Origin of the sequence: Halorubrum californiense DSM 19288 (assembly GCF_000336875.1) — an archaeon.
Lineage (GTDB): Archaea > Halobacteriota > Halobacteria > Halobacteriales > Haloferacaceae > Halorubrum > Halorubrum californiense.
Window position 1 is genome coordinate 65,960 of sequence record NZ_AOJK01000008.1, and the last position, 8,028, is coordinate 73,987.

The window sequence follows — 8,028 nt, forward strand, 5'->3', positions numbered from 1 at the left end:
GAACCCGGAACGGGCCGCCGAGGCCGCCGGATACATGGGGCTTCCGGCGCTCGTACGGCTATGGCTGCCGACGAACGCAACGCCTTCGAAGTGTACCGCGACCGGGTCGACCGGCCGCTCGGCCGGCTGTTCCGCGAGTACGGGGCCTCCGAGGTCCACTGGCTCGTGATCGGGATGGCCGCCAACGTCGTCGCCCGCGTCGCGGGGCTGATCCCGCCGGTCGTCCTCGGCGTCGCCATCGACGCCGTCTTCACCGGCTCCGGTCCCTACACGCTCCCGATCGTCCCCGACGCGTGGCTGCCGACCGCGGAGGCCGCGCAGTTCCGCCTCTCGGTGCTGCTCATCTTCGGCTCGTTCGTCGTGACGGGCGTGTTCACGTACGTCTACGGCATCGCCGCGAACAACTTCGCACATCGCGTGATGCACGCGGTCCGCACCGACTCCTTCGACCAGATGCAGCGGCTCGACATGACCTTCTTCGACGACAAACAGACCGGCGAGGTCATGTCCGTCCTCAACAACGACGCCTCGAACTTGGAGGTGTTCCTCGACAACGCCCTCCAGAACTCCGCCCGCCTCGGCGTGATGCTGGTCGGGATCGCCGGCGTTCTCGTCTACTACAACTACGAACTCGCGATCGTCACCCTCGCCGCGGTCCCGCTCATGTTCCTCTTCACGCTGTGGTTCATGCGGGCGGTCGAGCCCCGGTACGTCGCGCAGCGCTCGGTCGTCGGCGACCTCAACACCGCCCTCGAAAACGCGCTCTCGGGCGTCGAGCTGGTGAAGACCTCCAACACGGAGGCTCACGAGAGCGAGCGCGTCGAGGACGCCTCCCACTCGTACTTCAAGCGCACCATGTCGATCCTCCGACTCAACTACGTCTACCGGCCCGGGATGGAGCTGCTGGCCGGACTGGCGTTCGCCGCCACCTTCGCGGTCGGCGGCTTCTGGCTCGCCAACGGCCCGCCGGGCCCGTTCACGACGGAGCTGACGGTGGGGACGTTCGTCACCTTCGTCCTCCTCACCCAGCAGTTCGTCGCCCCGCTCGCGGAGGTGTCGAACATCATCGACCAGTACGAGAACGCGAAGGCCTCCTGCGAGCGCGTGTTCGGCCTGCGCGACATCCCGGTCCGCATCGAGAACGCCGACGACGCGATCGAACTCGGCGGCGAGACGCGGAGCGACGGCGGGAGCGACCGCGACGCGGGTGACACGACCGACGACGCCGATGGCCGCGCCGACCACGGCGACCCGTCCGACCACGGCGACCCGTCCGACCACGGCGGCGTTGCGGGCGCCGTCGAGTACGACGACGTCTCCTTCGCGTACCCCGGGAACGCGCTCGTCGACCCCGAGGACGCCGACGAGGAGGTCCTCCGCGGCGTCTCCTTCACCGCCGAGCCGGGCGACACCGTCGCCCTCGTCGGCCCGACCGGCGCCGGCAAGTCGACGCTGCTCAAGCTCCTCCTCCGGCTGTACGACGTCACCGACGGCGCGATCCGGGTCGACGGCCACGACGTCCGCGACGTGACCGTCGAGAGCCTCCGCTCGTCGGTCGGCTACGTCGCGCAGGACACCACGCTGTTCGACGGCGCCATCGCCGAGAACATCCGCTACGGGCGGTTCACGCGGATCGACGAGGCGGACGAGGAGGACGTGATCCGCGAGCGCGTCGTCGAGGCCGCGAAGGCCGCGGAGGCCCACGAGTTCATCGCCTCGCTGCCGAACGGCTACGAGACCCGGATCGGCGAGCGCGGCGTGAAGCTCTCCGGCGGCCAGCGCCAGCGGCTCGCCATCGCCCGGGTCGTCCTCCAGGACCCCGCGATCCTGATCCTCGACGAAGCCACCTCCGCGGTCGACACGGAGACGGAGATGCTGATCCAGCGCTCGCTCGACCGACTCGCGGCCGACCGCACCACGTTCGTCATCGCGCACCGCCTCTCGACGGTGACCGACGCCGACACCGCCCTCGTGCTGGAGGACGGCGGGGTCGTCGAGCGTGGCACTCACGACGAGCTGCTCGCCGCGGACGGGCTCTACGCGAAGCTCTGGGGCGTTCAGGCCGGCGAGATAGACGAGCTGCCGGAGGAGTTCGTCGAGCGCGCCCGCGAGCGCCACGTCGACCGCGCGGTCGAGCGGGCGACCGCGGAGAGCGAAGTCGAGTCGGAGACGCTGGAGTAAGGAAGCGGCGCGGGCGGTTCTCGACCCTCAGTCGTCGCCCGAGACTTGGCCGGTCGCGTCGGCGTCGGCGTCCGGCACCGCGGCGGCAGGCGCAGGCGGCTCCTCGCGCACGTCGGCGCCCTTGCCCTCCGCGATGACCTCGGCGTACGCGTCGGGGAAGACGCGGACGAAGTCGTCGAGCGCGGCCTCCCAGTCGTCGAGCAGGTCGGCCGCGCGCTCGCTGCCGGTGTACGCGCGGTGGTTCTCGACGAGCCGGCGGAGCATCCGCTCGTCGGACTCGTCGAGCGTCTCGGAGACGGACACCATCCCGCGGTTGACGCGGTCGTCGAACCGGTCGTCGGGGTCGTACACGTACGCGATGCCGCCGGACATCCCGGCCGCGAAGTTGCGGCCCGTGTCGCCGAGGACGGCGACGACGCCGCCGGTCATGTACTCGCAGCCGTGGTCGCCGACGCCCTCGACGACCGCGCGGACCCCGGAGTTGCGGACGCCGAACCGCTCGCCGGCGACGCCGTTGACGTACATCTCGCCCGAGGTGGCGCCGTACAGACAGACGTTGCCCGCGACGACGTTCTCGGTCGGGTCGTACGCCGCCTCGGCGGGCGTGTCGATCACGAGGCGGCCGCCGGAGAGCCCCTTGCCGACGTAGTCGTTGGCGGCGCCGGACAGCTCCATGGTGATCCCCGGCGCGAGGAACGCGCCGAAGCTCTGTCCGGCCTCCCCGTCGAACCGGCAGGAGATGGTGTCGTCCGGGAGCCCGTCGCCGCCGTGTTCGGAGACGACGCGGTTCGAGAGCGTCGCGCCGACCGCGCGGTCGACGTTCCGCACGTCGCGGGTGAGTGCGACCGGCGCGCCGTCCTCGATGGCGGGCGCGGCCTCGTCGATGAGGTCCCAGTCCAGAAGGTCGTCGATGCCGGCGTGCGGCTGCTCGCGCACTTTCGTGCGGGACTCGCCCGCGGGCTCGGCGATGACCGCCGAGAGGTCGAGGTGCTTCGCCTTCTCGTGGTCGGTCTCGCGCTGCGAGAGCAGCCCGGGCCGGCCGATGAACTCCTCCAGCTCGGTGTACCCCTGCTCGGCCATGATCTCCCGCAGCTCCTGCGCGATGAACGTCATGTAGTTGATGACGTGGTCGGGCTGGCCGGGGAACCGCTGGCGGAGGTCCTCGCGCTGGGTGGCGACGCCGACCGGGCAGGTGTTCTCGTGGCACTGCCGGGCCATGACGCAGCCGGCGGTGACGAGCGACGCGGTGCCGAAGATGTACTCCTCGGCGCCGAGCGCGGCCGCGACCGCGACGTCGCGGCCCGTCCTGAGTCCGCCGTCGGCCGAGACGCGGATGCGGTCGCGCAGGCCGGTCGCGCGGAGCATCTGGTTCGCCTCCGCGAGCCCGAGCTCCCACGGGAGCCCGGCGTTCTTGATCGAGGTCTTCGGCGACGCTCCCGTCCCGCCGTCGTGGCCGGAGACGTGCACGACGTCGGCGTTCGCCTTCGCGACCCCGGCCGCGATGGTACCGATGCCGGCCTCCGAGACCAGCTTCACGTTGACGTCGGCCTCGGGACTGGCGGCCTTCAGGTCGAAGATGAGCTGCTTGAGGTCCTCGATCGAGTAGATGTCGTGTTGAGGCGGCGGCGAGATGAGCCCGACGCCGGGGGTCGAACACCGGACGTGTGCGATCATCTCGTTGACCTTCTTGCCGGGGAGGTGGCCGCCCTCGCCGGGCTTCGATCCCTGCGCCATCTTGATCTGGAGCTCCTCCGCGTTCGCGAGGTACTCCGAGGTGACGCCGAACCGCCCGGAGGCGACCTGCTTGACGGTACACTCTTTCTCGGTGTCGAACCGCTCGGGGGGCTCGCCGCCCTCACCGGTGTTCGATTTCGCGCCGAGCCGATTCATCGCGATGGCGTTGTTCTCGTGGGCCTCCGGCGAGATACTCCCGAGGCTCATCGCGGCGGTCGAGAAGCGCTCGACGATCGACTCGACGGGCTCGACCTCCTCGACCGGAACCGGGTCGCGGTCGGAGTCGAACTCCAAGAGGCCGCGCAGCGACTGTAGCTCCTCGGTCTGGTCGTTCACCAGCTCGGCGAACTCGCGGTACTGCTCGTAGTCGCCGCCGCGGACCGCCTGCTGGAGCGTGCCGACCGTCTGGGGGTTCCAGCCGTGTTTCACGCCGGACGAGCGGTGCTCGTACTCGCCGATCGTCTCCAGTTCGGGGTCGGCGCCGAACGCCATCGCGTGGCGGGTTCGGAGGTCGTCTTCGATCTGTTCGATCCCGATCCCCTCGGTACGGATCTCCGTCCCCTCGAAGTATTCGGCGACGAAGTCGGAGTTGAGGCCGACCGCCTCGAAGATCTGCGCGCCCTGGTACGACTCCATCGTCGAGATGCCCATCTTCGCCATCGTCTTGAGGAGGCCGTCCTCCAGCGCGTGGCGGTACGCCGCGAGCGCCTCGTCCTCGTCCGCGCCGTCCGGACCGGCGACCACGTCGGCGATGGAGGCGTACGCGAGGTACGGGTCGACCGCGTCCGCGCCGTAGCCGACGAGCGTCGCGAGGTGGTGGACCTCGTGCGGCTCGCCGGACTCGACGACGACGCCCGCGCGGTTGCGGAGTCCGTTCCGGACGAGGTGGTGGTGGACCGCGCCGGTCGCGAGCAGGCTCGGCACCGCGAGCCGGTCGGGGCCGACTGCGCGGTCGGAGAGGACGACGACGTCGGCGCCGTCCTCGATGGCGGCCGCGGCGTCCTCACGGACCCGGCTCACGGCGTCGACGAGCGAGCCGTCGCGGTCGTAGGTGACATCGACGGTCACGGAGGTGAACGAGGGCCCGTCGGACGTGTCGCCGTCGCGGTCGCCGGGACTCCGCTCGCCCGGTCCGGGCAGCTCGCGGAGGGCGGTCGTCTCGGCGTCCGTCAGGACCGGGGCGTCGGCGACGATCTGCTCGGCGTGGGCCGGCGTCTCGTCGAGGAGGTTTCGCTGGTTCCCGATGCGCGTCTCCAGCGAGGTGACGAGTTCCTCGCGGATGTAGTCGATCGGCGGGTTCGACACCTGCGCGAACAGCTGCTTGAAGTAGGTGAACAGGGGGCGGTCGACGTCGGCTAGCACGGACAGCGGCGTGTCGTCGCCCATCGAGCCGACCGGGTCCTTCCCGTCTTTCGCCATCGGCTCGACGAGGTGGTTCAGCGAGTCGGTGGTGTAGCCGAACGCGGCCTGATGGGCGCGGACAGTCGGTTCCGTCTCGTCCCCCTCGTCGGACTCGCCGCCTCGTTCGCTCGACTCGTCGATCCCGGCCGCGACGCCGTCCTCCTCGGTGAGCGCGTCGAGGCCGACCTGCCCGTCCTCAACCCACTCGCCGTACTTCTCGTCGGTGAGCTCCTCGAACACCTCGTCGTCGGGGACGATCCGGCCCGCCTCGGGGTCGGCAACGAAGATTTCGCCGGGCTGAAGCCGACCGCGACGGCGCACGTCGGCCGGTTCGGTCGGGAGCGCGCCCACCTCGCTGCCGACGACGAGGCGGTCGTCGGTCGTCACCTCGTAGCGGCACGGGCGGAGGCCGTTGCGATCCAGCACGCCGGCGACGCGCTCGCCGTCGAAGCCGATGACGAGGGCGGGGCCGTCCCACGGCTCGACGAGCGAGGCGTGGTAGTCGTAGAAGTCGGCGCGGTCGTCGTCCATCAGGTCGTCGCCGCGGAACGCCTCCGGGATCAGCATCCGGAGCGCGTGCGGGAGGTCGCGGTCGGTCTGGAGCAGGAGTTCGAGCGCGTTGTCGACGCTCGCGGTGTCGGACTGGTTCGGGTCGTCGATCACCGGCTTGATCGTGTCGAGCTCGGCCCCGAACGCCGGGTGGTCGAGGTCGTTCTCGCGGGCCCGCATCCAGTTGACGTTCCCACGGATCGTGTTGAACTCGCCGTTGTGGACGATGTTGCGGTACGGATGGGCGAGGTGCCACGCGCCGAGCGTGTTCGTCGAGAAGCGCGCGTGAACCAGGGCGACGTGGCTCGCGAACCGCTCGTCGGTCAGGTCAGTGTAGTAGTCGGCGAGCTGTGACCCCTTCAGCAGCCCCTTGTAGACGACGCGCTGGCGGTCGAGCGAGCAGACGTAGAAGCGGCCCGCGCCGTCGACGTCGGCGACCGCGTTCTCGATCTCGCGGCGGGCGGCGTACAGCGCGCGGTCGAAGCCGAGCAGGTCGGGGTCCGCGTCGTCCTGACTGGTCTCCTCGGTGGTGAACCGCTGGGCGAGCCCCGCGCCCTCGACGGGCGCGACGAACACCTGCGAAACCTCGGGCTCGGAGTCGAGCGCCGTCGCGCCGAGGTCGGCGTTGTCGGTGGGGACCGAGCGCCAAGCCAGCACCTCCAGCCCGTAGACGGCGCACACCTCGGCGATGACGTCGTGGATCTCCGCCTGAACGCCCGGTTCCGGCGGCATGAACACGGAGCCGACCGCGTACTCCTCCGGGAGGTCCGCGTCGACGACCTCGCGGAAGAACTCGTCCGGACGTGCGACCATGATCCCCGCGCCGTCGCCGGTGTTCTTCTCCGCGCCCGTGGTCCCGCGGTGTTCGAGGTTCTCGAGCAGTTCGATCGCGTCCGTGACGGCCTCGTGCGACGGCGCGCCGTCCAGGTCGACGACCCCGCCGATGCCGCAGTTCGACCGGTCGTCCGTCGGCGCCGCGAGCCCCCCCTCCTGACCCGAGGACTCCGAGTCGCGTACGCCCCGGGTGGTACTACGTGACTTGGTCATACACTCGCATACGAGTGAACAGTTAAAGGTATGACCCTGATAGGGGTAGGATCCATCGTACACACATTAGGGAATATAAGGTAATTATTCATCACGGGTGGTGAACAGATAACATGACCCAGAAACGATCAAAATTCACGCGTTGCGAAGCCACAGAATTACTTTTCCTACGGTAATTTTCTGCGGACGTTTCACGTAGTCCGATCAGACTGGTGGAACGTCCAGTCTGAGTTTACTCTTCGAGGGGGACGAACGAGCCGTTGATGTCCCACTCGTGGATACAGTAGACGTTGCCGGGTTCGTCCGCGATCCGCCACCCGTCGGCCTCGCCGTCCCACCGCTCCTCGCGGCCGCACAGCTCGCAGGTGCGCTCCTTCGGCGGTGTGATGGTCACGCTCATATCCGAGCGAACGGCACCGGCGAGCAAAAGGATACCGGCAATCGGCGGCGGCCGACCGGCCGCGGTGACCCGATCCGACGACTCCCCGTGGACTAACCGGGCCGTCGCGACTCACGACCCGCGTCCGCGACGTCGAGCGAGCAGCGACGCGCCCGCCACCGCCGCGAGCGACGCGACGGCGTCGAATCCGGGGAGGTCGTACGCGGTCGATCGGATCGGCGCCTCGTCGTACCCGAGGTCGCTCGCGTCGGCCTCGTCCGCGGCCGAATCGCTCGACTCGGACGGGTCTCTCGACGCGGACGACGCGGGCGAGTCGGCGGGTCCCGTCGACGCCGCGTCGTCGCTTTCACCTCCACCGGCGTCGTTCGACCGGCCGTTCTCGGGGCGAGACCCCGCCGCGGAGCCACCGGCGCCGCGGTTGGGTCCACCGGTTCCGAAGAGCGCCGGCGGCCCCGCAGACGGCGGGATTTCGGACGTCCCGGGAGCGTTCGAGACGCCCACCCCGGGGCGCGGCGTCGGGCGGTTCGCCTCCGAACCGGTCGACCCTTCGGGCGGACTCGGACCGCCCGCGTCCGTCACGGCACCGGCCGAGCCGGCCGAGCCGGCTGCCCCTCCGGATTCGCTCGGGTCGCCGGTCGAACCGCCACCCGCCGAACTACCGCCAGCCGAACCACCACCCGCCGAACTACCGCCAGCCGAACCACCACCCGCCGAAC

At 70.1% G+C, this 8,028-nt stretch carries 3 protein-coding genes and 1 pseudogene (1 of these 4 running past the window's edge); 1 reads left to right on the forward strand and 3 read right to left on the reverse strand.

Annotated elements, in window-relative coordinates; all coding sequences use genetic code 11:
- Positions 1–60 precede the first annotated feature (60 nt).
- The gene (locus C463_RS00730; RefSeq protein WP_008440181.1) at positions 61–2,181 is read left to right on the forward strand and encodes an ABC transporter ATP-binding protein; all 2,121 of its coding nucleotides are present in this window, start codon (positions 61–63) and stop codon (positions 2,179–2,181) included.
- A gap of 27 nt (positions 2,182–2,208) precedes the next feature.
- Here C463_RS00730 and gltB read toward each other — a convergent pair whose 3' ends face one another.
- From gltB to C463_RS00740, 3 genes and pseudogenes are all read right to left on the reverse strand, one after another.
- Complete coding sequence (gene gltB, locus C463_RS00735; RefSeq protein ID WP_008440183.1) at positions 2,209–6,912, reverse strand: glutamate synthase large subunit; 4,704 nt, start codon at positions 6,910–6,912, stop codon at positions 2,209–2,211.
- Between the two features lie 232 nt (positions 6,913–7,144).
- Positions 7,145–7,312: an HEWD family protein gene (locus C463_RS19100; protein WP_008440185.1), complete on the reverse strand. Its 168-nt coding sequence runs from the start codon at positions 7,310–7,312 to the stop codon at positions 7,145–7,147.
- Positions 7,313–7,423: 111 nt separating this feature from the next.
- Positions 7,424–8,028 (reverse strand): annotated as a pseudogene (locus C463_RS00740) (hypothetical protein) (it continues 843 nt past the right edge of the window).